Source organism: Phyllobacterium chamaecytisi (assembly GCF_020164455.1).
GTDB lineage: Bacteria > Pseudomonadota > Alphaproteobacteria > Rhizobiales > Rhizobiaceae > Phyllobacterium > Phyllobacterium chamaecytisi.
In genome coordinates this window covers 1-913 of the sequence record NZ_JAIQWW010000064.1, presented here as the reverse complement: position 1 = coordinate 913, position 913 = coordinate 1, and the positions used below count along the sequence as shown (strand labels likewise).

Here is a 913-nt window from a genome sequence, read left to right as displayed (position 1 = left end):
ACTCATCAGCAAGCTTGACGACGATACCATTGCCGCGGCGCAGAAAGTCTTTGCCCGCATGGATTCGGTCGGCCAGTCGCGCATGAGTGAGTTGCACGGCGGCCGCCGCGATCGGCTTGAAGTCAGTCCCAATCTGTGGGCCGGTGTCGGGCTGGTACGGGGTGGCGCTGGAACTGCGCTGGTTGGCGATGCGGCAACTGTAGCAGAACGTATCGACGAGTATCGCCGAATTGGCATCGACACCTTTATCCTCTCCGGGTACCCTCATCTGGAAGAGGCCTATCGTTTCGGTGAGTTGGTGCTTCCGATCCTGCCGCTCGACCATGAAATTCAATCGCGCTCGACGTCAGTCAATATGGGTCCGTTTGGCGAAACGGTCGCCGGGGACCATCGCCCGGCAAATTTGAGGGCTAGCCAATCGTGACGGAGCCAGTTGTCGTTGCGATTATCGGCGGCGGTTTTTCCGGAACCGCCATTGCCTATCATCTGGCAGCACAGACACTACGCAGCGAGATCGAGATTGTTGTGATAGAACCGAGGGAGCGGCTCGGTGGTGGTCTCGCCTATTCAAGCAACGATCCCGCCCACCGGATCAATGTCCCAGCCGCCAAGATGACGATGATCTCTGCGGAACCGGATCACTTTACCCGGTGGCTGGCAACCGATGTGGCCGGTGTCGCAGATGTTCTGGGGAGGACGATCGAGGGCGATGAATTCCCGCAGCGTTCGGTATTCGGGCGCTATGTCCACGATCATGTCGAGCCTTTCCTCAAGACGGGCCGCATTTGGCACGAGCGGGCATCAGCACTCAGCATTGCACGGGTTGGCGCGCGCTATTCGATAACCTTGACGGATAAAAAGATTGTCGATGCCGATATTGTCGTCGTCGCCACTAGCCACCCGCTCCCCTCCA

General features: G+C 58.7%; 2 protein-coding genes. Both read left to right on the top strand.

What is annotated here, in order from left to right; genetic code table 11:
- Positions 1 to 424, top strand: a 424-nt coding sequence (locus LB462_RS30915; RefSeq protein WP_224515947.1) for an LLM class oxidoreductase, incomplete at its 5' end; no start/stop codon positions are given.
- The coding region (locus LB462_RS30910; RefSeq protein WP_224515945.1) for an FAD-dependent oxidoreductase at positions 421 to 913 on the top strand (493 nt) is incomplete at its 3' end. The genes LB462_RS30915 and LB462_RS30910, both read left to right, overlap by 4 nt.